At 69.5% G+C, this 24,802-nt stretch carries 19 protein-coding genes and 4 pseudogenes; 11 read left to right on the top strand and 12 right to left on the bottom strand.

Features of this window, described 5'->3' with window-relative positions:
* Window positions 1–87: 87 nt before the first annotated feature.
* From ACZ5PB_RS09770 to ACZ5PB_RS09760, 3 genes and pseudogenes are all read right to left on the bottom strand, one after another.
* Entirely contained in the window at window positions 88–954 is an 867-nt protein-coding gene (locus ACZ5PB_RS09770) for a universal stress protein (RefSeq protein ID WP_468689406.1), read from the bottom strand.
* Window positions 955–1,219: 265 nt separating this feature from the next.
* A pseudogene (locus tag ACZ5PB_RS09765) lies at window positions 1,220–2,024 on the bottom strand (transposase family protein).
* Between the two features lie 310 nt (window positions 2,025–2,334).
* Window positions 2,335–3,600 (bottom strand): alpha/beta hydrolase family protein, encoded by a 1,266-nt coding sequence (locus ACZ5PB_RS09760; protein WP_468689404.1) that lies wholly within the window; start codon window positions 3,598–3,600, stop codon window positions 2,335–2,337.
* A gap of 342 nt (window positions 3,601–3,942) precedes the next feature.
* On the opposite strand from ACZ5PB_RS09760, the gene ACZ5PB_RS09755 reads away from it, so the two are divergent.
* From ACZ5PB_RS09755 to ACZ5PB_RS09735, 5 genes and pseudogenes are all read left to right on the top strand, one after another.
* Complete coding sequence (locus ACZ5PB_RS09755; RefSeq protein ID WP_468689403.1) at window positions 3,943–5,115, top strand: sensor histidine kinase; 1,173 nt, start codon at window positions 3,943–3,945, stop codon at window positions 5,113–5,115.
* Window positions 5,112–5,777 (top strand): response regulator, encoded by a 666-nt coding sequence (locus ACZ5PB_RS09750; protein ID WP_468689570.1) that lies wholly within the window; start codon window positions 5,112–5,114, stop codon window positions 5,775–5,777. The genes ACZ5PB_RS09755 and ACZ5PB_RS09750 overlap by 4 nt, the downstream gene beginning before the upstream one ends.
* Window positions 5,778–5,788: 11 nt before the next feature.
* Complete coding sequence (locus ACZ5PB_RS09745; protein WP_468689401.1) at window positions 5,789–6,061, top strand: hypothetical protein; 273 nt, start codon at window positions 5,789–5,791, stop codon at window positions 6,059–6,061.
* 143 nt (window positions 6,062–6,204) lie between these two features.
* Window positions 6,205–6,498, top strand: a pseudogene (locus tag ACZ5PB_RS09740) (transposase); the annotation flags it as partial.
* Window positions 6,477–6,716, top strand: a pseudogene (locus ACZ5PB_RS09735) (IS630 family transposase); the annotation flags it as partial. The pseudogenes ACZ5PB_RS09740 and ACZ5PB_RS09735, both read left to right, overlap by 22 nt.
* A 187-nt stretch (window positions 6,717–6,903) precedes the next feature.
* Here ACZ5PB_RS09735 and ACZ5PB_RS09730 read toward each other — a convergent pair.
* Genes ACZ5PB_RS09730 through ACZ5PB_RS09720 form a run of 3 tightly spaced genes read right to left on the bottom strand, consistent with a single transcriptional unit; the run spans window position 6,904 to window position 10,120 of the window.
* Window positions 6,904–7,662, bottom strand: coding sequence for an ABC transporter permease (locus tag ACZ5PB_RS09730; RefSeq protein WP_468689400.1), 759 nt, complete (start codon window positions 7,660–7,662; stop codon window positions 6,904–6,906).
* Window positions 7,659–9,188: an ABC transporter permease subunit gene (locus ACZ5PB_RS09725; RefSeq protein ID WP_468689399.1), complete on the bottom strand. Its 1,530-nt coding sequence runs from the start codon at window positions 9,186–9,188 to the stop codon at window positions 7,659–7,661. Before ACZ5PB_RS09725 ends, ACZ5PB_RS09730 begins: the two co-directional genes overlap by 4 nt.
* Complete coding sequence (locus ACZ5PB_RS09720; protein ID WP_468689397.1) at window positions 9,185–10,120, bottom strand: ABC transporter ATP-binding protein; 936 nt, start codon at window positions 10,118–10,120, stop codon at window positions 9,185–9,187. The genes ACZ5PB_RS09725 and ACZ5PB_RS09720 overlap by 4 nt, the downstream gene beginning before the upstream one ends.
* A 183-nt stretch (window positions 10,121–10,303) precedes the next feature.
* On the opposite strand from ACZ5PB_RS09720, the gene ACZ5PB_RS09715 reads away from it, so the two are divergent.
* From ACZ5PB_RS09715 to ACZ5PB_RS09690, 6 genes and pseudogenes are all read left to right on the top strand, one after another.
* A complete protein-coding gene (locus ACZ5PB_RS09715; protein WP_468689396.1) occupies window positions 10,304–10,966 on the top strand; it encodes a response regulator transcription factor in 663 nt (220 codons plus the stop codon).
* The gene (locus ACZ5PB_RS09710) at window positions 10,963–12,096 is read left to right on the top strand and encodes a sensor histidine kinase (RefSeq protein WP_468689395.1); all 1,134 of its coding nucleotides are present in this window, start codon (window positions 10,963–10,965) and stop codon (window positions 12,094–12,096) included. The genes ACZ5PB_RS09715 and ACZ5PB_RS09710 overlap by 4 nt, the downstream gene beginning before the upstream one ends.
* A gap of 577 nt (window positions 12,097–12,673) precedes the next feature.
* Window positions 12,674–12,882, top strand: a pseudogene (locus ACZ5PB_RS09705) (adenylyl-sulfate kinase); the annotation flags it as partial.
* Window positions 12,879–13,835: a sulfate adenylyltransferase subunit CysD gene (gene cysD / locus ACZ5PB_RS09700; RefSeq protein ID WP_468689393.1), complete on the top strand. Its 957-nt coding sequence runs from the start codon at window positions 12,879–12,881 to the stop codon at window positions 13,833–13,835. The pseudogene ACZ5PB_RS09705 and the gene cysD, both read left to right, overlap by 4 nt.
* Complete coding sequence (locus ACZ5PB_RS09695; RefSeq protein WP_468689392.1) at window positions 13,836–15,161, top strand: sulfate adenylyltransferase subunit 1; 1,326 nt, start codon at window positions 13,836–13,838, stop codon at window positions 15,159–15,161.
* Complete coding sequence (locus tag ACZ5PB_RS09690) at window positions 15,161–16,570, top strand: FAD/NAD(P)-binding protein (protein ID WP_468689391.1); 1,410 nt, start codon at window positions 15,161–15,163, stop codon at window positions 16,568–16,570. Before ACZ5PB_RS09695 ends, ACZ5PB_RS09690 begins: the two co-directional genes overlap by 1 nt.
* Window positions 16,571–17,350: 780 nt before the next feature.
* Here ACZ5PB_RS09690 and ACZ5PB_RS09685 read toward each other — a convergent pair.
* The 6 genes from ACZ5PB_RS09685 to ACZ5PB_RS09660 all read right to left on the bottom strand — a co-directional run bounded on the left by ACZ5PB_RS09685 (window position 17,351) and on the right by ACZ5PB_RS09660 (window position 24,395).
* The gene (locus tag ACZ5PB_RS09685) at window positions 17,351–18,187 is read right to left on the bottom strand and encodes a sulfotransferase family protein (protein ID WP_468689389.1); all 837 of its coding nucleotides are present in this window, start codon (window positions 18,185–18,187) and stop codon (window positions 17,351–17,353) included.
* Between the two features lie 35 nt (window positions 18,188–18,222).
* Entirely contained in the window at window positions 18,223–20,100 is a 1,878-nt protein-coding gene (locus tag ACZ5PB_RS09680; protein WP_468689387.1) for an ATP-binding cassette domain-containing protein, read from the bottom strand.
* Window positions 20,101–20,231: 131 nt separating this feature from the next.
* Window positions 20,232–21,644, bottom strand: a complete 1,413-nt coding sequence (locus tag ACZ5PB_RS09675; protein ID WP_468689385.1) for a sulfotransferase — start codon at window positions 21,642–21,644, stop codon at window positions 20,232–20,234.
* The gene (locus ACZ5PB_RS09670; RefSeq protein WP_468689383.1) at window positions 21,641–22,270 is read right to left on the bottom strand and encodes a sulfotransferase family protein; all 630 of its coding nucleotides are present in this window, start codon (window positions 22,268–22,270) and stop codon (window positions 21,641–21,643) included. The genes ACZ5PB_RS09675 and ACZ5PB_RS09670 overlap by 4 nt, the downstream gene beginning before the upstream one ends.
* Window positions 22,267–23,259 carry an NAD-dependent epimerase/dehydratase family protein gene (locus tag ACZ5PB_RS09665; RefSeq protein ID WP_468689381.1) on the bottom strand — a complete coding sequence of 331 codons (993 nt, stop codon included), beginning with the start codon at window positions 23,257–23,259 and terminating at the stop codon, window positions 22,267–22,269. Before ACZ5PB_RS09665 ends, ACZ5PB_RS09670 begins: the two co-directional genes overlap by 4 nt.
* A complete protein-coding gene (locus tag ACZ5PB_RS09660; RefSeq protein ID WP_468689380.1) occupies window positions 23,256–24,395 on the bottom strand; it encodes a glycosyltransferase family 4 protein in 1,140 nt (379 codons plus the stop codon). Before ACZ5PB_RS09660 ends, ACZ5PB_RS09665 begins: the two co-directional genes overlap by 4 nt.
* Between the last annotated feature and the right edge of the window lie 407 nt (window positions 24,396–24,802).

Here is a 24,802-nt window from a genome sequence, read left to right as displayed (position 1 = left end):
CCCTCTGCTGCCAACCCACCCGGCCCACGCCGCTGTTGCAGGGCCTCGCGGTCGTCTGCGGGGGCCGAGCACACCGGCCCCCTGTTGTCAGTCGTGCGGCACGACCGCCACGGGGGCGGCCGCATGGTGCAAAACCGCATGAGTCACCGGTCCGAGACGTCGCAGTCCCTCTTCGCGCCGACGCCGCCCGACGACCACGAGGCTCGCGCCGTCGCTGTGGGACAGCAGGATCTGGGAGGCCGAACCGATCTCGAACTGCTCGACGACTTCCACCTGCGGGTACTTCTCCCGCCACGGCGTGAGGATCTCGGTCAGGATCTCCTTGTTGACCTGGGCCAGACCGTTCGTCGCCTCCGCCAAATACACCGCACTGGGACTCCAGGCGAGGGCTGCCGGGACGCTCCAGGCGTGTACGACCCGCAGAGACGCCCCGAGTTCCGACGCGGCCGTGAAGGCGAACTCCAGGACCGGGTCCCCCACGTGCCCGAGCTCCTGGACCCCGACCACTACTTCGGAGGCATGCGGCGTCACGGCGACCTTCGGCTCCCTCACCATGACGACCGGCCCGGCCGCCTGGCGCAGCACGTGCAGCGAGACGGAGCCGACCAGATAGCCAGTCAGCGTGCCGTAGCCGCGTGACCCCAGCACCAGCATCTCGGCGCGCGCGGATTCGGCGAGGAGGGTAGGCACCGGGTCCTCGACGAGCAGCTCCGTAATGACGTCCAGGTCCGGGTGGTCCCTGGCCACGCGGGCCCGGGCTTCGTCGAGCACGTTGCGTACCCAGCGCTCCTCCACCTGGCGGTCTCCGACGTACCCCACGTCGGTGGGGCGCCAGACCCAGGCATGTACCAGCCTCAGGCCCGCGCCCCGGCGCGCAGCCTCCTCGGCCGCCCAGTCCGCTGCTGCCAGGGCGTGATCGGTTCCGTCCACTCCCACGGTGATGGTTCCAGACATGTTGCCTCCCGATACTGCCGCTGCGCACGGTGACTCCAGCGGACCTACTGACGTGACGATGCGAGCCTCACAGGGGTTCGGTGGTGCAGGCTGGGGCCATTCGTCCCTGATGGGTGCCCTGTAGTCCCTACCTGGGACCCCTGGTGGTGGGAAGGTCGGCCCCCACTCCGCCTCCCCGCCACGCAGCCTGGTTGACCGCGCCAGATCGTTTGCAGAGGTCGGTCGAACTGCTTCCGCAGGTCGACCACTGAGGTTTTCTCAGGGATCATTCCCAGGCGTTGTTCAGGACGAGGGCGGCTTGGGTGATGGCGCCGATCCGGCTGGGGCTGAGGGTGACGTGCTGGAGAGTGCGCCAGCGTCGTTTGAGTACGGCCATGGCACGTTCGCCGGGAAGCGCAGGCCACGGAGAATCTTGTTGGAGCTTCGGTTGCCGAGTCCGATGTCTCCGGGCAGGGCCAGGGTGCCTGCGGAAGGGAACGTGGATGCCGCCGCCCGCGCCGAGGTACCCGATGTCGGCCAGGGTGGGCAGGCCGTGGCGGGCTGCCCGGTAGAGGTCGGAGCGCATGGATGCGGGCCGCTGCCAGGTCGTGAGTACTGCCGGGCTCGACATTGGAGACCCACAGGGGTGTTCCGTCGGGCGCGGCCAGGAACTGCACGTTGCCGGCGAAGTGTTTGATCCGGATCGCGTACCAGAGATCGGTGCCGCGCTCTGTTTCTCCCGCTACGCGATCACATCGGACGAGAGTGCCGTCCAGGACTACGAACGGGAGTCCCTCGTACCGGCACCGTTCCAGGACTTGCGCCAGTTCCGGTGCCTGCGCCGCCAGGACGTTGATGCCTTCGTGAAGGTACCGGTAGCCAGTGGCCTGGGAGATGCCCGCTTCGCGGGCCAGGCAGTGGACACATGCGTGGTCGCGGAACCAGCGCAGCACGAACACCGCCTTCCGGAACGGACCCAGTGCCCGTGCTCCGGCACGAGTGCCGATCATTCGCCGGCGCCCGGCAAGCAGACGCGCAAGGTACTCGACCACGGGACGCGGGACATCGGGCATGTCACGATGAGAGACCACGTGGAGCCTCCTGGGACGGGCAGGATCTATCGCAAGTCCCGTCCTACCAGGGGCTTCACGTGCTGTTCAGGCGGCATACAAGCCGTCCGACCGAACCACTTCACTCGCTTGCTGAGAAAACCTCACTGCTTTCGATGCCACGCCCGAGATTCACCTGGCACGGGACGAACGCGCGCAGCGCGGAGAGCACGCCCGTCTCGCGCTTGACGGATTCTCTCTCCGACGCGTCGTCCCCTATTCGCTTATTCGCTCACCACACCCGGAGGTGTCCGGCGGACGGCGCCGCGGCCGCTCGATGACGCCGTTCGTCTCACCGCAGGACGTCCATCTCGCGGTACCGGTCGTGAGGGTTCTCGAAGAGGGCGGTGGGCCGTTCCTTCAGATGGAGGTCGAAGAAGGCGGACATCGCGGCCCGTTGGGCCGCCAGAGACCCTCGGGGGTCGATGCTGCCGATGAGTTCGGGGGCCGCAGGGATCTCCATGTGACCGGTGAGCTGCGGGAGTATGACCTGGAGGTCGCTGTACGAGCCGTGTTGGGCCTTGCGCAGGGTCAGTGCGCGCTGCCAGCCCGTCGAGACGGTCCGGAAGGATTTCCAATTCGCCTTGTCCTCCAGGGAGGTCGCGCCGGACGCCATCAGCAGGAACGGTTTGGTGACGCCGGTGCGGGCGACCGGGCCGACGAACTCGCCGTCGAGATTGGCCGCCGAGCTGATGCGCGGGTCGTCGTGGGCGAGCTGGGCAGCCACGGAACCGCCCAGGGAGTGGCCGAACATGCCCATGCGGGAAAGGTCCATCGCCGCGGCCAGTCCGGCCGGGACGGCATTCCCCCCGGCGTCGGGTTCGCACCCGTGTGCCAGAGCCTCGATCTGCCGCAGGACGAACTCTGCGTCCGCGACGCGTGCGCGGGAGTGCTTCTCCAGGAGAGCCGCGACGATCTTCGGGGTGAGCTTCTCGGGCAGCGGAACGGCCCGTTCGACGCGGCCGCCGGGAAACTCGACCTGGTCCGCCTCGTAGGTGGAATCGATGGCGACCACGACGTAGTCGCGGCTGGCCAGTTCCTCGACCAAGGTGGTGCCGAGTGCACGGCTGCCGCCGTCGCCGGAGGAGAACAGCACCACGGGCAGGGCCCCGGCCGAGCGGGCGGCCGGCGCGCCCATCCGCGCGTGCGTACGGATTCCCCGCCAGTCCACCGCTCCGGACTTGAGGGTCAGCAAGGGGACGGAGTTCCTGTCCCAGTCGGCCGCGGCCGCTGGGGACAGCCACGGCGCGACCGGGAACCTCCCACTCCTGTCCGCCGGGTACCACACACCGACCATCAGCTCCCGGAAGGGCTTCGACGGTTCGAGGGGGTCGCGGCGCGTCCGGTCGATCAGATGCAGGGCGACGGTGCCGATCGGCCGGTTCCCGGTGGGTGCGGGCAGGGACACCGTATGAGCCCTCGGCTGCGCGCCGGGGTCCGAGTCCGGCTTGTCGGCGCTCCCCCTCGGGGAGCCGGTCCTGGAGCAGGCGGTGCTCGCTGCGGCGAGGGCGGTAACCGCCCCCAGCTTCATCAGCGTTCGGCGGCTGGGACGTGGCATCGGACAGCTCCTCGCGGGGTGCGGGCAGGACTGCCAGAAGCCTGTCAACGGAGCGACGGCACCTGCGCCGTGCTGCGGAACGATCCGCACGGGATACGCCGGTCCCGCTGGAACCGCATCCCTCCTCCTGAGGGAGGAGGGATGCGAAGCCACCACGATCGCCCTGCCGGAACCGTGCCGACGGTGCCGGGCAGCCCCTTACCCTCGGGGGACGAGGCACTGCATCCTGGGGACGCACACCGCCCCTGCCGGGGGGGGGAGACGTTCCCGGCCCGCCGCCCCGGCGCAGGCAGGCCCGGGAATACGCCCGCCGGGAACGAAGACACTGCGAGGACGGACACGATGGCCGAAGCCGCGCTCGGAGAGCGTCGCGGCCCTCTCCGTACGCCGGGGCGCCAGGCGAAGCGCCTGCTCGTACGCGCTCACGTGCCGCCCGGCGTACAGGACGCGGCACTGGCGGCGGCACTCTTCGCGGTGACCCTCGGGCCGGGGCGGCTGGAGGGTGCCACGGGGCCGGTTCTGCAGGCGGCGCTCGTGCTGCCGCTGGTGTGGCGGCGCCGGGCCCCTCTCACCGTGTTCGGCGTGATCGCCGCCGTCGCGTTCGCCCAATGGCTGTGGGGTGTCCAGTTGCCTGCCGATGCCGCGCTGCTGGTCGCGCTCGGCACGGTCACCGCCCGCTCCTCCTGGTGGCACGCGCTCCTGGCCGGGGGCATCCTGCAGATCGGCGTCGTGATGGCGGCGGCGCGCTGGGCGCCCGAGGGCCGGTTCCTCGCCTCCGCCGCCGTGATGACCACCGCGGCCGCCGCCTGTGCCCTCCTCGGGGCAAACATGCGGATCAGGCGTGCCGCGCACGCGGACCACGTAGCCCACCTGGAGCGCGAGCGCGACCAGCAGGCGCGGCTCGCAGCGGCCACGGAGCGGGCCCGTATCGCCCGGGAGATGCACGACAGCGTCACGCACAACCTGTCCGTCGTCGTCGCCCTCGCCGACGCTCTCGTGCACACCCGCCCCGACGACACGCTCGCAGTGACGGGCCGGATCGCCGAGACCGGGCGGCAGGCACTGACCGACATGCGGCGTTCGCTGGGAATCCTCCAGGACGGCGAACCCGAGGCCGAACGCCATCCACTGCCCGGCATCGCACAGCTTGAACTCCTGTGCGACCAGCTGTGCAACGCAGGGCAGCCGACCCGTCTTCGGGTGCACGGCGACGCCGTCCGTGTCCCGGCCGCAGCACAGCTGACCGCCTACCGGATCGTGCAGGAGTCCTTGACCAACACGCTCCGACACACACCGCCAGGCACCCGCGCCGAGGTCCGCCTCTCCTGCTCCCCGCAGGCCGTCACGGTCGAAGTGACCGACGACGGTCCCCTCGCACCGGTTGCTGGGGCCGGGCGTGGCATCGCCGGGATGCGGGAACGCACGACCGCCTACGGCGGGAAGCTGGACGCCGGCCCCCTCCCCGGTGGGGGCTGGCAGGTCTCCGCACGCCTCGAACTGGGCGGTGCCCCCTGAATATCCGAGTCCTTCTCGCCGACGACGAGGAACTCCTGCGCGTGGCGTTCACCATGATCCTGCGCGCCGAACCCGACATGGAGCCGGTCGGTGAGGCGGCGGACGGTGACGCGGCCCTGTCCCTGACGCGCCAACTGCGCCCGGACGTCGTCCTGATGGACGTACGCATGCCGGGCACCGATGGCATCGAGGCAACCCGCAGGCTGGTCCGGGAGTCGCCGCAGACCCGCGTGCTCATCCTCACCACCTTCGACCTCGACGAGTACGCCTTCGAGGCGCTCCAGGCCGGGGCGTCGGGATTCCTGCTCAAGAACACCAGGCCCGAAGAACTGCTCTCCGCGCTCCGCGACGTCGCCCGGGGCGACGCGGTGGTCTCTCCCCGCATCACCCGGCGCCTGCTGGAGCGCTTCGCCCACCACCTCGCCCCCACCTTCGGCGGCACCGGAGACGACGAACGCCTGGATCTGCTCACCCCCCGCGAACGCGAGGTCTTCGTCAATGTGGCCCGCGGCCTGACCAACCCCGAAATCGGCTCCGCCATGCGCCTGGCGGAGCCCACGGTGAAAGCCCATGTCGGCCGGATCCTGGCCAAGCTGAAGCTGCGCGACCGCGTGCAGGCCGTGATCTTCGCGTACGAGACCGGACTCGTCCGCCCGCCCTGAGAACCTCCGACATGACATGGTCCAGCGTGATGTGGTCCAGCCCTGCTGAGGCCGACGAACAATGGCTGACCACATTGATCACGGCGGACTGGGCGGACCGATACGGGCGTCTGGCCTTCTACCACCGACTTCCCGAGGGGAAAGCGGCCCTGCAGGAGTACGTATTGCAGGTCGGCGCGGACGGGCAGGAACTGCTGACGGCCGTCTTCGCCGACGATGCGCCGCCGAGGCTGCGCGCGCTGCCGCAGGCGGAACTACTGCGGCAGGTCTGGGTCCAGCAGTAGTGGCAGAACAGGTCGGGCCGGCTGCGCTGGCGAGATCCGAAGTCCCACAGAGACCGTCTGAGCAGGCGCAACAAGAGGTGCCCCCCCCCGGCGGTGTGGACACGCTGACAATGGATCTTGTAGATCCGAGGGACGGTGCCCTGGTGGGACGGAAGTCTCCGTATCCGGAGGAGTTCAGGAACGATGCGGTGGCGTTGTACCGCGCGGCGGGCGGGAAGCGCACGTACGCGGCGGTCGCTGCGGATGTCGGGGTGACCGGCGAGGCCCTGCGGAGCTGTGTGCGCCAGGCCGACGAGCAAGCGGGCCGTGGTCACGGCCGCGACGGTCAGACCGGGGAGAGCCGGGATGAGGAACTGGCCCGGCTGCGGGCGGAGAGCGGCCGGCTGCGCAAGGCGGAGAAGGAGTGGGTGAGGTGTCCCCCACCGGGTCGTCCTGGCTGAACCTGGTCGAGCGGTGGCTCGCCGAGCTCACCTGCAAGAAGCTCCAACGCAGCGTGCACCGCTCCGTCCCGGCACCGGAACGCGACATCCTCGCCTGGATCAAGGACTGGAACACCCACCCCCGCCCGTACGCATGGCACAAAACCGCCGACCAGATCCTCAACAGCCTCTCCAACTACTGCCGACGCATCAACGACTCAAGTCACTGGTCATGAATCTTGCGAGACCCAATCTCGGACGGCTGAGGGCGGCAACCCGCACGAGGTAGCCGTTGGGCGGTTTCGGGCAAGCGAGTTCGGGAGGCTGGAAGCCGAGGGGTCTACTCGTGAGTGCGGTACGTACGCGGCGGGATGTGACAGGTGGCCGCTGCAGCGGGCGGAGTCGACTGGCTGGAGAGGGCGTTCAGGCGTCGCGTATGCGCAGCAGCAGGCCGCCGACCAGCATCGCCGCGGTCGCCCACCCGGCGCTCACGCCGAGGCCCGCCCAGGGGCTGATGGGCAGGCTGGGAAGATCGATGGTGGTTTGGATGGCGAGCCCGGCGCTCATCGGCGCGATCTTCTGGAGCAGGCGCTGCCAGTCTGGGTCACCGATGGTCTGGGAGACGATGGGGACGATGTAGAGCAGGCCGAGGACGACCCCGATGCTGGTGGCCGAGTTCCGCACTGCGGTCGCGACACCAAGGCTCAGAAGACCGATGAGGACCAGGTAGAGGGCCGTCCCGCAGACCGCGCGCAGCGTCGGCCCGTTGGACAGGGACGTGGCCTGGTTGGCGAGGTCGGGCAGGATGAGCCGCCCGGCGAGCATCGACCCGAGGGCGGCGACAGTTCCGCCGACGGCCACCACGCCGGTGAGAGTGATGGCTTTGGCCGCGAAGGCGGTGGTTCGCCGCGGCATCGCCGTCAGGGTGGTGCGGATCATGCCCGTGCTGTACTCGCCGCTGGCGATCAGCACTGCCAGGATGGCGACCAGTGCCTGGCCGAGGTAGACGCCCGTCAGGGTGAGTTTGGTCGTGTCGCCGCCGCAGCCACTGGCCGTGCAGTTCACCACCGAGGTCGCCACGGTGCTCAGGGCCACCGTGGTCGCGACGGTACCGAGCAGCAGCCATAGGGGGCTGGCGACGGTCCGTATCTTCGTCCATTCCGCATGCAGTGCCGGTCTCATGCGTCCCTCCGGTCGAGAAGGACGGCGGCCACGGCCAGGCTCGCCACCGCGTAGCCGACCAGGACGGCGAACCCGGCCCATGGCGCCAGCGGGTAATAGCCGTAGTACGGCGTGTAATTGCTTGCGACCTGGTCATAGGGCACAAGCGTCTGCTGGACGGCGAAAGCCGCGCCCGGTGTCACCGTGGCCATTGCCTTCGACACGCTTGCGGGCACGAACGGGATGGCGATCAGAATGTAAGGCAGCACGATGGCCACGATGACGGTGGTGACCGCGCCCGTACTGTGCCGGAAGACGACACTGACGGAGAGGGCCAGGACCGAGGCGGTCGCGAGCAGCGCGGCAGTCCCGAGCGTCACCCGCAGTTCGGTCGAGGACGGCACCGGGAAGATGGAGACGCCGTTGCCCCGGGCGAGCCGCTCACCGAGCGGAGTCGCGAGGATCGCCCCCACCAACCCGGCGACGAAGGTGACGGCCCACAACACGATGGCTTTGGCCACCAGCACCTTGCTCCGCCTAGGACTTGCGGCCAGGGTGAGGTGGATCATCTTGGTCCGGTACTCCTCGGTGATGAACAGCGCCCCCACAACGATCACTGCGATCAGCGCGGCGAACGTGCCGGTGAGGATGTCCCGGAGGTGGCCGCCGGTCGGCAGGCTGTCGCGGACGGCGGGCGCTATGTCGCCGGCGCCGGTCACCGTGAACCGGGATTCGGATCCCGTGAACGAACCCGCCCCGTTCTCCGGGTAGCCGGCGAAGCTGGGGGATTTGGCACCCACTTGACCGCCTGCCCAGTTGCCACCGGCCCAGCCCCCTCGGGTACGAAGATCCCCGAAGGTGGCCGTGGAGACACTGCTGGACGTGCCCCCGCCGCCCACGGCGGGCGGAGAGGCGACGAACAGCCCGACCTGCGCGGTCGATCCGAGTCCGCTCACCTGCACGGTGCCCACCTTGGTCCATTGCGTACCGTTGGTGGAGGCATAGCCGGTGATCGTGTCGCCCGAGCGGTCCAGCCGCAGCCAGCGGGGGGAATCTGCGGAGACCGGACCGGAGGGACCGGCCGTGTCGTTGACGTAGTTGTCCTGCATCCGCACGCCCTGGCTGCCGGTGGCCATGATCGCCGCGTAAGGGGAGCCCTGTCGGGTGCTCTCCTTGATGATGAGCCCGGCCTTCGCCCACGGCACCATGCCGGGCCGCAGGTCCCCAGGCCTCTTCGGGATGCTGCTGTTGAGCGCGGAGACGGAGGCGGAGATGCTGCCGTTTCCGGCGAGCGGCTGGTGCACGAAGTAGAAGCTGTCAGTCACCGGCTCGCCGCCCGGTCCGATCGGAACTGGTGGTGAGCCCTGCTGGTTGTCGCTGACTCCGGCGAGCAGGGCGAACAGCACCACCATCAGCGCCGCTGCCACCATGCCGGTCATCCAGCCGCGGACGGTTCGGAACTTGGTCCACTCCGCGTGCAGTACCTGGACAAATTCGTTGCGCCCGGCCCGCTTCCCGGAACGGGACAGCATAAACGTGGAGGTCACCGCGAGACCTCCGCGGGCGTCGCGGTGCGGAACTCGACCGCCCCGCCGGTGAGCTCCAGGTAGACATCCTCAAGGGTGGCGCGGTGTGCTGATATCTCGGAGAACGGCACCGTGCTCTGGCTCAGGAGCGTCACGATCCGTTCTGCGGGCAGGCCGGAGACGGTCATGGTGTCGCAGCCCGTGGTCACCACGCTCGCGCCGGCATGCGCGAGCACCCTCATCGCATGCGCCGCGGCCGTGGTCCGCAGGGCCACCCGGTTCTTGGAGGCAGCCGCGATCAGGTCGGCCATGTCGGCGTCCGCGAGGGCTTTGCCGCGCCCGACCACCACGAGATGGTCAGCCGTGTCCTGCACCTCACTCATCAGGTGGCTGGAGACCAGCACGGCGCGACCCCGAGCAGCCAACGACCGCAGGAATCTGCGCATCCAGATGATGCCGTCGGGGTCCATGCCGTTGAACGGCTCATCGAGCATGATGATCGGCGGGTCACCCAGCAGGGCCGCGGCGATCCCGAGCCGCTGCCGCATACCGAGCGAGTAGCCGCCGGCCTTGCGCCGGGCCGCAGGGGTCAGACCGACCAACTCAATCACCTGGTCCACCCGCCGCGCGGCCACGCCCTGCGCGTGCGCCAGCCACAGCAGGTGGTTACGCCCGCTGCGGCCGGGGTGCAGCGCCGCGGCGTCCAGCAGTGAACCGACATGACTCAGCGGATGTCGCAGGCTGTGGTACGGCATGCCCTCGATGAGCGCGGTTCCCTCATCGACCGCGTTCAGGCCGAGGATCACCCGCATCGTGGTGGATTTCCCGGCCCCGTTCGGACCCACGAGACCGGTCACCACACCCGGACGAACGGTAAAGGACATGCCATCGAGGGCCAGGGTCGCCCCGTATCGCTTGCGCAGTCCGGCGACAACAATCCCCGGGGCGCTCATCGCTGCGGACTCACAGTTCGAAATGCACTCATGCCGACGGTTGTACGCGGCACCCGGTTCCACCCCGGTCGCGGCCCCTGCGACCCGGCTGAGACCTGGGATCTGGCATCGTTGCCGCATGCCACCTCAATCCGCGGGCCGGTTCGGCCGCCCCGCTCGCACGACGACCGGCGGTGAGGGGCTGTGAGGGTCCTCGTCGTCGAGGACTTCGAAGTCCTCGCCCGCTCCATCGGCACCGGCCTGCGCCACGAGGGCATGGCCGTCGACGTCGTCCTGGACGGAACCGCCGCCCTCGACCACCTGGCTGTCACCCGCTACGACGTGGTGGTCCTCGACCGCGACCTGCCCGGTGTCCACGGGGACGAGATCTGCCGTCAACTCGCCCACGGCCGCCGCGAGACCCGGGTACTGATGCTCACCGCGTCCGACACGATTGAGGACCGTGTCGACGGGCTCAGCCTCGGTGCCGACGACTACCTGCCCAAGCCGTTCGCGTTCGCCGAACTGGTCGCCCGCGTACGTGCCCTGGCCCGCCGCGCCACCCCACCGCTACCGCCCACCCTGACATGCGGGGACATCGCCCTCGATCCGGCCCGCCGCGTTGCGTTCCGGGCAGGCAGGCGCCTTGAGCTGAGCCCCAAGGAGTTCGCCCTGCTCGAATGCCTGCTCGCCGCACCCGGCCTGGTCATATCCGCCGAGGAGCTGCTCGAACGAGTCTGGGACGCGGCTGCCGATCCCTTCAGCAGCGCCGTCAAGCACACCGTGCACCGGTTGCGGGCCAAGCTCGGCGCCCCGCCCGTGATCGAGACCATCCGCGAAGGCGGCTACCGCATCGGACCGTCATGACCCCCCAGCAGCCTGCCAGAAGATCCCTGCGCACACGGCTCGCGCTCGCCTACGCGGCAGGCATCTACGCCGCCGGGGTCCTTGTCCTCGTCCTCGTCCTGGTTCCGCTCGCCAGCGTCGACGCGGCCACGCCCAAAGGCAACCCCGCATCGAGCGTGACCTCCGGAGCCGGGCGCGGGGTCAGCCTGCCCCACCTCCTCACGGGATCCGCCGTCGCCCTGGTCATTCTGATTCCCGTAGCCCTGGCACTCGGCTGGTTCGTCGCCGGCCGGTTCCTGCGCCCGCTACGCGCCATCACCGCCACCGCCAGAAGCATCTCCGCCGGCGACCTCCACCGGCGCCTCGACCTCGGTGTGCCCACGGACGAGCTGACCGAACTGGGCCATACCCTCGACAACCTGTTCGCCCGCCTTCAAGCCTCCTTCGACGCCCAACGCCACTTCGTTGCCAACGCCTCCCACGAACTACGCACGCCCCTCGCCGGCCTGCGCACTCTCCTCGAAGTCGCCCTCGCCAACCCCGACGCCGACACTGACACCCTGCGCTCGGCCTGCCGGGAGGCCCTTTGCCTCGGCGAATACCAGGAACGGCTCGTCAAGGCGCTTCTCGTCCTTGCCACCAGCGAGCGCGGAATCTCTCATCGGGACACCCTCGACCTCGCGCAAGTCGTCGAAGGAGTGCTCGCCTCCCGTCGCGGCCAAGCAACGGACAGAGGCATCGACCTGGCCGAACACCTGACGCCCTCAGTGACGGCCGGGGATCCACGGCTGGTCGAAAGCCTCGTCGCCAACCTCGTCGACAATGCCATTCGCCACAACCACCCAGGCGGGCACGTGTCGGTCATCACCCAGCACTCCGGCACCCAGGTGACCCTTACGGTCACCAACAGCGGGCCGGTCGTCCCCGGCAGCCAGATCCAGCGACTCTTTCACCCCTTCCAGAGACTGGCGCCTGATCGCAACGGCCACCGCGAGGGCTACGGTCTCGGCCTCGCCATCGTCAACGCCGTCACTCAAGCCCACGACGCCAGCCTCACCACCACCGCGCCCCCCGAAGGCGGCCTGTCCATCACTGTAGGGTTCGCGCACACATCTCATCCACCGGGACGGCTCGTTCGAGCCGAAGATTGAGCTGTTTCCAACCTCACGTTGATGCGTGGGGGAGGACGAGGGCCCTCACGACGTCGGTGATCCGGTTGGTGCTGCGGCGGACCTTTCAGAGCAGTCGCCAGCCATTCAGGGCGGCCATGGACGTCTCGCCGACACAGCGGATCTTGACGTGAGTGGTGTTGTGCCAGCGCTTCCAGCACTTCACCTCGGCCTCGGTGAGTGCACCACAGAAGCCGTACGAACGGTTCGGTCAGGACTTGGACGTTATTGCCATGGCGCCGGTGCTTTCCCGAGTAGTGCGGGGTATCGGCGGCGATGGGGTCGATGGGACACAGAGGGCCGTCGAGGATGACGAACGCCTTCTCGCGGATGGTCGTCAGACGCCGCTACCGCGTCCCGATCTCCTGCCGTCGAGCACGGAGGCACTCACGCCAGTCCCCATCAACCCCGTTTCTCTCAGGGGTGGTTGAAAGCAGCTACGTTCCCACACGGCAATGCCCCAGCGCTTCGTTCAGCACAGCATCAGCCATAAACTGTGCCCGAACCAAGGTTGCCGACAACGCAGGAGACCAACTGGAGGAGGCGCGCCGTCTGCACTGTCGCGACGCTGGTCGAGGTGTGCTCCGTAGGGGGCCCGAAGGTCCTGTACGCCAAGCAGGCGGCCGGGGAGATTCGGGGCTGTCCCGGGTGGACGACCTCTGCAAGGCGCCCGTCGGCCCCGATCTGCGCATCGAGTCGCACACGCAGTCCGTGCAGGAGTCCGCAGCGGCGCTGCACGCGCTGCTCACCGAGAGGGGTCTGGCGTGACGGCCACTGCCGCAACCACCGGAGAGGGCTCTGCCGACGACGAGAGTCTCGGCAGCCCGTTCGCGCTCAGCCACCTGGACTCGCTGGAGTCCGAGGCGGTGCACATCTTCCGCGAGGTGGCGGGTGAGTTCGAGCGGCCGGTGATCCTCTTCTCCGGCGGCAAGGACTCGATCGTCATGCTGCACCTGGCGCTGAAGGCGTTTACGCCCGCACCAATTCCCTTCTGCCTGCTGCATGTTGACACCGGGCACAACTTCCCCGAGGTCCTGGAGTACCGGGACCGGGCGGTGGCGCGGCACGGGCTGCGGCTGCACGTCGCCTCCGTGCAGGACTACATCGACCGGGGTGTGCTGCGCGAGCGGCCCGACGGGACGCGCAATCCGCTGCAGACGCTGCCACTGACGGAAAAGATCCAGGCGGAGCGGTTCGACGCGGTGTTCGGCGGCGGGCGCCGCGACGAGGAGAAGGCGCGCGCGAAGGAGCGGGTGTTCTCGCTGCGTGACGAGTTCTCGCAGTGGGACCCGCGCCGCCAGCGCCCCGAGCTGTGGCAGCTTTACAACGGCCGCCACGCCCCCGGCGAGCACGTCCGCGTCTTCCCGCTCTCCAACTGGACCGAGCTCGACGTGTGGCAGTACATCGAGCGGGAGAAGATCGAACTCCCGGAGATCTACTACGCGCACGAGCGCGAGGTGTTCGCGCGCAACGGCATGTGGCTGACGGCGGGCGAGTGGGGCGGACCCAAGGAGTCGGAGACCGTCGAGACCCGGCGGATCCGCTACCGCACCGTCGGGGACATGTCCTGCACCGGCGCGGTGGACTCCGACGCCGTGACGCGGGAGCAGGTCATCGCCGAGATCGCCGCGTCCCGGCTCACCGAGCGGGGCGCCACGAGGGCCGACGACAAGATGTCCGAGGCGGCGATGGAAGACCGCAAGCGCGAAGGGTACTTCTGAATGACCACCACGGAGCAGTCGAGCACCACCCTTCTTCGCTTCGCGACCGCGGGTTCCGTGGACGACGGCAAGTCGACCCTGGTGGGGCGGCTGCTGCACGACTCGAAGTCGGTGCTGACCGACCAGCTGGAGGCCGTCGAGCAGGCGTCGCTGAGCCGGGGCCAGGACGCGCCGGACCTGGCGCTGCTGACCGACGGATTGCGGGCCGAGCGGGAGCAGGGCATCACCATCGACGTGGCGTACCGCTACTTCGCGACGGCCCGGCGCCGTTTCATCCTGGCCGATACCCCCGGGCACGTGCAGTACACCCGGAACATGGTGACCGGCGCGTCCACCGCCGAGCTGGCCGTGGTGCTGGTCGACGCCCGCAACGGGGTCGTCGAGCAGACCCGCCGGCACGCCGCGGTGGCCGCCCTGCTGCGCGTCCCGCACGTGGTGCTGGCCGTCAACAAGATGGACCTGGTCGACTACGCGGAGCCCGTCTTCGCCGAGATCGCCCGTGATTTCACCGCGTACGCCAGCGAGTTGGGCGTTCCGGAGATCACCGCGATCCCGATCTCGGCGCTCGCCGGGGACAATGTCGTCGAGCCGTCGGCGCACATGGACTGGTACGGCGGTCCGACCGTCCTGGAGCACCTGGAGACGGTGCCGGTCGCCCACGACCTCACCGCCTGCCACGCCCGGTTCCCGGTCCAGTACGTGATCCGGCCGCAGTCCGCCGAGCACCCCGACTACCGGGGTTACGCGGGCCAGATCGCGGCCGGCGCGTTCCGGGTCGGCGAGCAAGTGACCGTCCTGCCGTCGGGCCGTACGAGCACCATCGAGGGCATCGACGCACTGGGCCGGTCCGTGGACATCGCCTGGGCGCCGCAGTCGGTGACGCTGCGCCTGGCGGACGACATCGACGTCTCGCGCGGTGATCTGATCGCGCCGAGCTCGGACGCCCCGGCGCCGACGCAGGACGTCGAGGCGACCGTCTGCCACGTCGCCGACCAGCCGCTCTCGGTGGGCCAGCGGGTGCTGCTCAAGCACACCACCCGCACCGTCAAGGCGATCGTCAAGGACATCCCGTCCCGGCTCACCCTGGACGACCTCTCCCAGCACCCGGCCCCCGGGCAGCTGGTCGCCAACGACATCGGCCGGGTCGTCGTACGGACCGCGGAGCCGCTCGCACTGGACGCATACGTGGACTCCCGGCGCACCGGCTCCTTCCTCCTGATCGACCCGGCGGACGGCACGACGCTCGCCGCGGGCATGGCGGGCGAGTCCTTCGCGGCCCACGCCGTCACCCACTCCGTGCCGGACGAAGAAGGCTGGGACTTCTGATGTCCATGGTCGAGGACACATTCCGGGTCGCGGTCGTTGGTGCCGGAGCGGCCGGAACAATGGTGACCGCCCGGCTGCTCGACTCTGCGGTACAAGCCGACACTCGGATGTCGATTGATCTGATCGACCCTGCGCCCCGGTCAGGACCGGGGCTGGCATACGCCACGGAAGATCCGCGGCATCTGCTGAACGTCCCGGCCGGGCGGATGAGCACTCTTCCCGACGACGCGGACGACTTCGTTCGCTGGCTCACGCATCACGAGCACCGACCAGTCGATCCCGGAGAGTTCGTCTCGCGCGGAGCGTACGGCACCTATCTGCAGTACACCCTGGCTCGGTCGGTTGAGGCGGCCGGCGGCTTCGCTGCTGTCCGGCGGCGGCACGCGCGGGTGGTCGCGGCGGACCGGTCGGCCGTGGGTAACGAGCGCATCCGCCTGTGCCTGGACGAGGGCGGGCCACTCGACGCGGACGCAGTGGTCCTTGCGCTGGGTAACCTCGCTCCGAGTTGCGGATGGGTGCCCGAGGGCCTCCGGCAGTCGCCACGCTTCGTAGCCGATCCGTGGCGGGTCGGCGCTCTCGACGGCATCGTTGCCGACCAGGACGTACTGCTTGTGGGAACCGGGCTGACGATGTGCGATGTCGCCCACACCCTGGGCAACCCGAGCCGGACGGTGCATGCGGTATCCCGGAACGGCCTGATGCCGCAGCCTCACACAGCGGCATTCTCTCCGAACGCAGCGTTGAACCGTCCCGGCCCAATTCCGGCCTCGCGTGACCTGGCACGGCTGCGTCGGCAGGTCTTGCACCGGGCGGCGTGGTATCGGCGGCATCACGGGGACTGGAGACCAGCAATCGATGAATTGCGCCCGCACGTCTCTGAAATGTGGCAGCAACTCTCCTTGTCCGACCGCGAATTTTTCCTCTCGGGGATGTTCCGCGAGTGGGAGGTGAGCAGGCACCGGTTGGCACCGGCGACCAGCCGGGCTCTGACGGAATCCCTGCAGTCCGGACTGCTCGCAGTGGGCGTGGCCGAAGTTGTTGCCACTCACACAAGTGAGGACAGACGCAGCGACATCGTGCACCTGTCCGACGGCCGGTCGATCAAGGTCGGTGCCGTCGTGAATTGCGCGGGTGCCGAGAACCGGATCAGTTCGCTGTCCGATCCGCTCGTCCGCCGTCTCTTGAAGTCCGGGATCGCGACTCCGGGACCCCATGGTCTCGGCTTCGACACCACGATCGAAGGACAGCTCGTACCGGCGAAGGTCCACACGATGGCCCCCGTGTGGACTCTCGGCCAACTGCGACGCGGAAACCTGTGGGAGACGACAGCCATTCCAGAGATCAGTGTCCAGGCTGCGACGTTGGCCGACCGGATCTTGGGCTGCACTCCCGCGTCGCTTCCTCCCTGACACGCTCAGCAGTGATGGCCGGCGAACGCCGGACCGCGGGGCGCCATGTCACTCGCCCCCGGCGGCGGCCAGTCTCACTGGACCATGCGTAGGAATTAGGAATACCGAGCCGAACGCCTTCGACATCACCTTCGACGGCCGACTTTCCTCAGGTGCCCGCTGTCGGGCAGTCGTTGGAGTCCGGTGAAATCAACTGGACCGCATGTGTTCTCAGCGGGCGGGTATGGGCGGGCCGTCCCGGAGACAGTATGAGGGCCCGCCTCACAGGAGGTAATACCCCCGTCCAGCACCGACAGCTCGAAGCCGTCGCTCTCATCGCCCCTGGGACCGATCCTCGGCATGGCAGCGACGGAGACATAGACGAGAGAGCCTGGGTTCGCTGCGGGCCAGGGAACGCGCAGGCCAAAGCCGTGAACCAATGCCCAGTGCGGAGGTGTTGGACAGCCAGAGCGTGAAAGCCACTGAGCGGGGTGGCCCGCGCGGGTACGACGGGGCAAGAAGGTGCTCGGGATCAAGCGCCATCTTCTGGTCGGCACGCTCGGCCCGGTGCTGGCGGTCTGCGTCAGTGTGGTTCCAGCAAGAGGGGGGCTTCTTGGAGACCACGGTCCAGCCCGCGTCCGGGCTGGGGAGATAGGGGTCGATGTAGACGGGGTAGACGTCTCCGGTGCGTCAGCAGGTCCGGTCGGGGGGGGGGAGAGAGAACCAGCTCGCAGCCGCCCACCTGGGCCGGCATGCGGGACTTTCTGCGTCGGCTGGAAGAAGTCGGAGACTCGGCAGCGGTCAACGCGCATAAGGCACGTTGGTCTCGCCCGCGATCTCGTCGAAGGCGCGCAGGGCGGCTTCGGACATCTCCTCACGCCAGCGCAGGTCCAGCACGATCGCGGGTGGGTGGCCGAGGTAGTAGGCGCGTTTGGTGTGCTTCAGATGGACGGACCGGTCCGTGGCCCGTGCGGCGCGTTCCCGCGCCACGATGTACTGAGTGCCCGCGTTCCCGCCCAACGGATGCTGGACGCTGAGCCAGGGGTCGAGCATCGCGGGAAGGAAGGAGAGGCCCAGTGTTGCGCTCAGGTGGGACAGGGCGTCTTCAGGGGCGGTGGCGACGTCCTCGTAATGCACCCGGCTGACGATGCCGGGCCAGCGGGCCGCGAGATCCTCCGTCCGGCGCATCTGGGCGACCCACCCCGCGGCCAGCTCCGCGGGGCGGGCGTCGGGGTACTTGCGCAGGAGGGAGTTGACCACCGCCCGGCCATCACGGACCAGCACCACCAGATGACGGTGGACTGCGCCGGGCAGCAGTGCCGCCTGCTGATCGATCCAGCCGACCGCTTTCGTGGAGTCCACGACGAAGGGGCGGCCGGAGCGACGGGCCAGCACCTCGTAGAGGTCGGGACCGGTGCTCGGCAGCGGGTCGCCCCACACGGGACAACCGTCGGTGCAGAAGTTGCAGCCGACGGTCCGCCCCTGTGCGTTGGTGGTGCCGAGGCGGGTGCTGTTCCACGCCTCGCCGGCGAAGCACACCGCCGGATGCGCACCCAGCATCAGCCCGAGCAGCGTGGTACCGGAGTGCCCGGCCCCCATGATGAAGATCACCGTCCTGTTGCGCCGCTCACTGTTCACTTCGCAGCACCTCCGTCGTCGGGGTCGAGGAACCGTCACCGGTCCTGTGACAGCTTGTGCAGTTCCGCGAACAACTCGCCTCGATCGAGGAGTTCATCGAAGGTTCCCTCCTCTGCGATGCGCCCCCCGGCCAGCACGACGATGCGGTCGGCGACGCGGGTGTTGGTGAGGTTGTGCGTGACGAACACGGCGGTCCGGCCTTCGGCCAGCGTCCTGAAGCGGCTGATCACCCGGTGTTCGGCACGCGGATCCATCGCGGAAGTGGGCTCGTCGAGGACCAGGACGGCGGCCTCTCGGTAGCAGGCGCGGGCGACGGCGAGGCGCTGCCACTGGCCGCCCGAGAGATCGTGCCCGCCCCAGAACGACTTGGCCAGCAGTGTGTCGAGACCGTTCGGCAGTCCGGCCAGCACGCTGTCCGCGCCGGCCTCGCGAGCGGCGGCGTGCACGAGGCTGTCCCCGCCGCGGGCCTGACCGAGCGTGATGTTCTCCCTCGCGGCCATCGGCCACTTGGTGTAGTCCTGGGGCACCAGACCGACGCGCGACCAGACCGAGTGCGGTTCCGCCTGGGCCAGATCGATGCCGTCCCAGCTGACCGTGCCGTGGGTGGGCAGGTAGAGGCCGGTGAGGAGGTGGACGAGAGTGGTCTTGCCGGAACCGTTCTCACCCACCAGGGCGACGACTTCACCGCTGCGCAGGGTCAGGCTGATGTCGTGCACCGCAAAGTCGTTCACCGGGCTGCCGGGGTGCCGGTAGGACACGCGGTGGGCGCGGATCTCCCGGGGCCCTGCCGAGTCGATCGTCAGCGGTCCACGCGTGGCGCGCAGGGTGTCGGCCAGGGCCAGGAAGTCCCGCCAGTCCTGGAGGTGGAGCGAGGTGCGGAACAGCCGGGCGCTCGCCCCCACCAGGGAGTTGAGCGCGCCGGTGGAGGAGCGGACGGCGACCACGGCCGTGACGGCGACCGCGAGCGCGAGAGTGCCGTTCATCGTCAGCAGCCCGACGGTGAGCCAGGTGAGGGTGAGCATGATGCCGGTCCCGGCCGCTCCGCCGAGTGTCACCAGCAGCACTCTGGGTGCGGCCGCCCGGTGCCTGGTCCTGATACGCGTGGCGACTTGGGCGTACCACTGGCGCAGGAACGCGGCCATGGTGCCGGCCCTGACCTCGGCGGCCGTCCGGCGGTCCGTGCTGTGCTGGCGCAGGATGTAGCGCAGCCGGTTGTCGGCGAGGCTGGTGTGAGCGGTGTGATAGGCGATACGAGCCGCGCCCAGAGCGGCCGCCCCCTTGGGAAGCATCGCGAGAACCAGCAGCGGCAGCAGCAGGGGGTTCAGCAGGGTGAGGACGGTCGCCGCGGCCGTCAACTGCGCCACCGCGGAGATCAATTGCTGGGCGTCGGCGATCAGGTCCTGCGTGGCCATCGCCCCCAGCCCGGCGGCCTGGAGCGAGTCGTTGAACTCCGGCTGGTCGTACGCGGTCAGCTCGACCTCCGGGGTCTTGGCGAGGATGTGTTCCTCGGCGAGGGCCATCACCTCCGGTCCCAGTTTCACCGCCGCGTACTGGGAGACCGCGTCCGACGCCGCCCGGGTCGCGGCCGCCCCCGCCGCGATGAGCAGAGCCGGCACCGCGGCGTGCAGCCGCTCGGTGGCCTGGCCCTGCCCGACAAGGGCTCCGATCACCTGGGCGGTCGCGGCCAGGACCACCGCGGCGGAGGCAGCCGCGAGCAGCTGGGCCACCAGCAGTTGGAGGGCCGCCCACCGGTCGGCGGCCCAGCTCAACCGGGCGGCGGCGGCGATCGTGGCGGGCAGCCGGGCCGCCATCTGCGCCAGACCCGCCGCCGCTACGTGGTCGTGATGCGGGTCGTCCCAACCCAGGCGCAGTTCGGGCTGTTGAGCGGAGGTCGGGGGAGCATGAGTCGGCACCCGTGTCATCCTGCCGTCACTCCTGGTGCCGCACGGTGACACCGCTCCGGGCCGCACCTCTCCGGGCGCGGAAACCCCACGTGCGGATGGAAGTGCGGATGACAGTACGGATGACAGCGCGGCGGAGGATTTCACACTCTCGGGAACGGGCCTGGTGGAACCGGCCGACCGAGAAAAGGGGCGAGCTTCTCCCAGCCCTCGCCCGCGCCGATGTCCAATATCAGCAGATCCCCGGGGCGCCGGGCGAAGTGACGCTGTACGCGGGCGAGTTGTTCCTGGTAGACCCGGGCCAATCGAACCGGGTCGAAGGTCTCCCCGCCACAGATCCGCGTACGGAACAGATACGCCGCCTCCCTGTGGGCGGCCCGCTCGACTGCGGGCGCCCTCGCCGGCCAGTCCGTGTCCCAGATCCGTTCGACCGCACGCAACCAGCTCTCCGTCTCCCGTACGGTGACGACGAACCGTGCCCGCGGGTACCGCGCGTCCAGTGCCGTCAGGGATGCGAGCGCGAAGACGCTCGTCAGGCCGTCGTAGTGCCGCAGCGCCGGAAAGTCACCGTCCCCGCGGCGCAGGGCCGCCAGGTCCGCCGCGCCCAGGGGGTAGTGGGCGAGGTCGAAACCGAGCAGGTGGAGGGCCTCGACCAGGCTCCGGGTCGCCGTACCGGGCAGGCCGAGGGAAAACACCTTGGGCCGGTCGGCGGCGGGGCCAAGGGTCTGCGGGGCGCGGGCCACGGCCTTCCGGACCTTGGCCATGGTCAGCCGAGGACGGCTGGGCAGGCGCAGCTCCCCGACCACGCGGGCCGCCAGTTCGGGCAGGCCGTCGAGGTACTGGCCCAGCGCGTGCGGGGTGACATCCGCAGGTACCACCGAGCGGCTGTGCCGTATCGCCTTTCCGGCGACCACGAAGTCCGGGTCGTCCCCCCAGCGCAGCCGGGCCGACTCCAGCACCGCGTGTGCGCTTTCGGTACGGCTGCGTACCTCGCGCAGCGCGTACTTGGCGAAGATGTCGTGATAGTGCTGGAAGTGGTCGTGCAGGATGTGGAAGCCCTTCAGCTGCACATCGGGCTGGAGATGGCGTCGGGCGAGGTGCCGCCGGAACGCCTCGGGCCGCAGCATCGGCCCGCGCCCCGCCGCTGGTGCCTCCGCTTCGACATCCACCTCCCGCATCGCCCGGACCAGGTCGGTCCGGGTGATGTGCACCCCGCAGTGGACCCGGCCGCGGAACCGGTCGTGCACGAAGGAGTCGACGTACGCCAGGTCGTTGGCGTCGAGGAAGGGCCTCATGTCCTCAAGGACCAGGCAGTCGGCGTCGAGGTGGACGACGTGCGAGGCGTCGCCGTGGTCGATGTACACCTGGCGGTCCACGGCACGGGCGAGCGGCCGGATGTTCTCCGCGATGTGAACCCGGCGTGGGCGGATGTGCCGGATCGCGAGGCCGAGAGCGAGGTGGGTGGTGCGCTCACCGACCGTGCGGAGCACCAGGTCGACCGGACGGCCGGCGGGCGGTGACCAGTCACCGGGAAGGGTGCGGATCGCGCCGCTCACGGCCGGTCCCGGGCGGGCGAGGGCCGGTTGACGTTCGGGAAGGGGCCGTCGGGGACCTCCCTGCCCAGGAAGGGGGCCAGCCGTTCATAGCCCTCGCCCCCGGCGATGTCGAGGACGAGCAGGTCGTCGTCCCGGCCTGCGAAGTGGCGCAGCACCTGCTCGACGTGGCGGCGGTGGACGCGGGCGAAACGGTCCGGGTTGAACTCGAGACACCCGTAGACGGCAGCGCGCAGGAAGCGCTGCATGTCCCGATACCCCTCGCCACGGTCGGTCTTGCTGTCCACCGGTCGTGCCCAGTGCGTCGCGCACGAGCGCAGCCAGGCCTGCTCCTCCCGGACCGTCAGGATGAATTTGGCTCCGGGCCAGTCGAGGTCGAGTTCCTCGTAGTACGGAACCACGCTGATGTCGGTGATCCCGTCATGGTCCGCCAGCAGCGGAAAGCGCCCGGTGCCCGCGAGCAGGGTCCGGTAGGTGGCGGGGTCGGAGGGGTAGTGCACGATGTCGAAACTCAGGGTGCGCAGCGCGGCGGTCAGCGAGCGGGTGCCGGTGCGCGAGAGGCCGATGCCGAAGACCTTGGGACCAGGACGGGAGCGGTGCGGTGCGGCAAGGGGAATACCACCGGTCACGTGACACCCCTCCACGGAGCTCGCGGGCCAATACCTCCGGACTCGGGCCGATGCGCCAGATCGATGGCGGTCCGGTCGGCCATCGCCGCCAGACCCTCATCCAGCTCCGTGCGGGGCCGGTATCCGAACGCCCGCGCCGCCAGGGCGATGTCGGCCGCGGTGTGCCGGGCCTCGCCACGGCCGCCGGGCCGTGGCTCCAGGTTCACCGGGCCGACGAGACGCTCGACGGCCGCGATGGCGTGCTTCATGGACACCGGGGCGTCACCGCCGAGGTTGGCCACGCCGGTGAAGGAGGAACCGGCCGCGTCCCGCATCGCGGTGACGACATCGTGCACGTAGGTGAAGTCGCGGATCTGCTCGCCGTTCCCGTAGAGCGGGAAGGGCCCGCCGGTCAGGGCCGCTTCGATCAGCCGGGCCAGGGCCATGTCGGGCCTCTGCCGTGGGCCGTACACGCTGAACAGGCGCAGTGACACCGCGGGCAGGCCAAAGGTGATGCGATAGACCTCGCACAGATGTTCCGCCGACAGTTTGGTCACGCCGTACGGCGTGAGCGGCCGGGGGCACACCGACTCGTCCGTGGGAATGACCGGGGCGTCGCCGTACACGGAGGAACTGGAGGCGTAGACGAACTTGTGCAGCGGTCGGTCCTTCACCGCTTCCAGGAGTCTGTGCGAGGCGAGCACATTGTGACGGGCATACAGCTCGAAGTCCTTTCCCCATGAAGGCCGTACGCCTGGTTGACCGGCCAGGTGGTAGACGACGTCCGCTCCGTCGACGAGGGGTTCGAGAGCGGCTTCCAGCAGGTCCACGCGGTGGAAGGCGAAGGACGGGTGCGGGATCAGGTCGCGCAGGTTTCGTTCCTTGAGTGCCGGGTCGTAGTAGTCGGTGAGCAAGTCGATACCGAGGACGCTGTCACCGGCCGCGAGCAGGTGAGCGCAGAGGTGGGAGCCGATGAAGCCGGCGGCGCCGGTCACCACGGCCCGCGTCAAGGCCGCGACCCGGTGGTGTCGCCGAGCCCGGCCAGCACCCGGTCGGCCCGGATCCGCCAGGTGTGCCGGTCGTGGAGCTGCCGTCGTGCCTCGCCGCCCAGGGTGGCGCGCAGCTGTACGTCACCGACGAGCCTCTTGACCGCGGCCGCCCAGGCCTCGGCGGAATCCGGCGGGCAGAGCAGGCAGTTGACTCCGTCGGTCAGAATCTCCCGGAGTACCGGCAGATCCGAGGCGATGACGGCCTTGCCGTAGGACATGTACTCGAACAGCTTCATCGGCGATACCCAACGGCTGATCTCGCCCACGCCCCCGGCACAGTACGTCCTGCGCTGGTAGGGCGCCAGGACGATGTCGAACGCACGCTGGTAGGGGGCCAGCTCGGCAGGCGGGAGATGCCCGTGGAAGTGGACGTTGGAGCGTGTGCAGCGGCTCTCCCAGTGGGCCTGGTCGGCCGCGGTGCCGCCGACCAGGTGGAAGTCGGCCTCGGGTACGCGGGCGGCGAGTTCGAGAATGACGTCGGTGCCGCGCCCCGGGTACAGATGACCGACGTAGCCGATCTTCGGTGCCTCCGGGCGGCCCGGCAGGTCTGCCACCGGCCCGTCGGCCGGGGCGGGGTCGGCACAGTCATGAGCCGTCACCAGATCCGCCCACCGCGACGAGTCGAGCTCCGGAAAGGCGCGACGGTAGTCGTCGGCGAGCGCCTGGGACACAAAAACCACGCGTCGCAGGTTCCTTCTGCGAAACAGGACGCCCTCGATCCTCCGGACGATCCGCTGCGGCCACATCAGATGGGTCTCGTACACCAGAGGGGCCAGGCCCGACGAGACGAGCAGGGCGCGCAGGTCTCGTCCGTACAGCAGATCGGGGGTACCTCTTCGGTGCAGGTCGGCACGGATCCGCCAGGCACGGATCCATACGCCCGGGCCCGGTAACGCGGGCTGGGCGATGCTCCGCACCTCGAAACGGTTACGGGTGCCGTAGTAGCGGTGCACGTCATCGACGGGCACGGTCCCCGGCAGCGCGTAGAGGACCACCTCGTGCCCCGCGTCGGTCAAGGCATCGCACATCCGCATGACATGGACGCCATTCGCGTAGACGGAGGGGATACTGCCGGAGTGGAGATAGGCGATCCGCATGACTGGATGGGCCTCCGGGGTGCTGGTGAGGGACAGCCATGCTGCGCAGCACGGCCTCGCCCGCACAATGCCCGCCCACCGGGCGGCGGTGGCATGCGGGGGCGCACAGCAGCGCACGGTCGGGCCCGGCCCCGCTCGTCCCAGCCAGATTTGGCGCTCCGACAGAGTGCCTGCCGCCCCACGCGTCACTTGCGCATCGGCAAGAGCCGGTCACCGGAACGCCGTTCGCCTGTTCGAGGCTGTTGCGGGCGGACCGGAGCACGGAAATCCGAGGCTGTCCGGTTCCCGCACCGGCCGTGCCTCCGCCTGTGGTGTGCCGTCCCCTCGCCGTGCGGTACTTCTGAGCGGGGCGTCATCCGACGCTGCCGGGCCCGAGCACAGCCATGGAGGACATCGTGGAGAACGAG

It is taken from the genome of Streptomyces sp. NPDC032721 (assembly GCF_055579625.1).
Note: the sequence above shows the minus strand (reverse complement) of the source record. Positions and strands in the feature narration are given on the sequence as shown.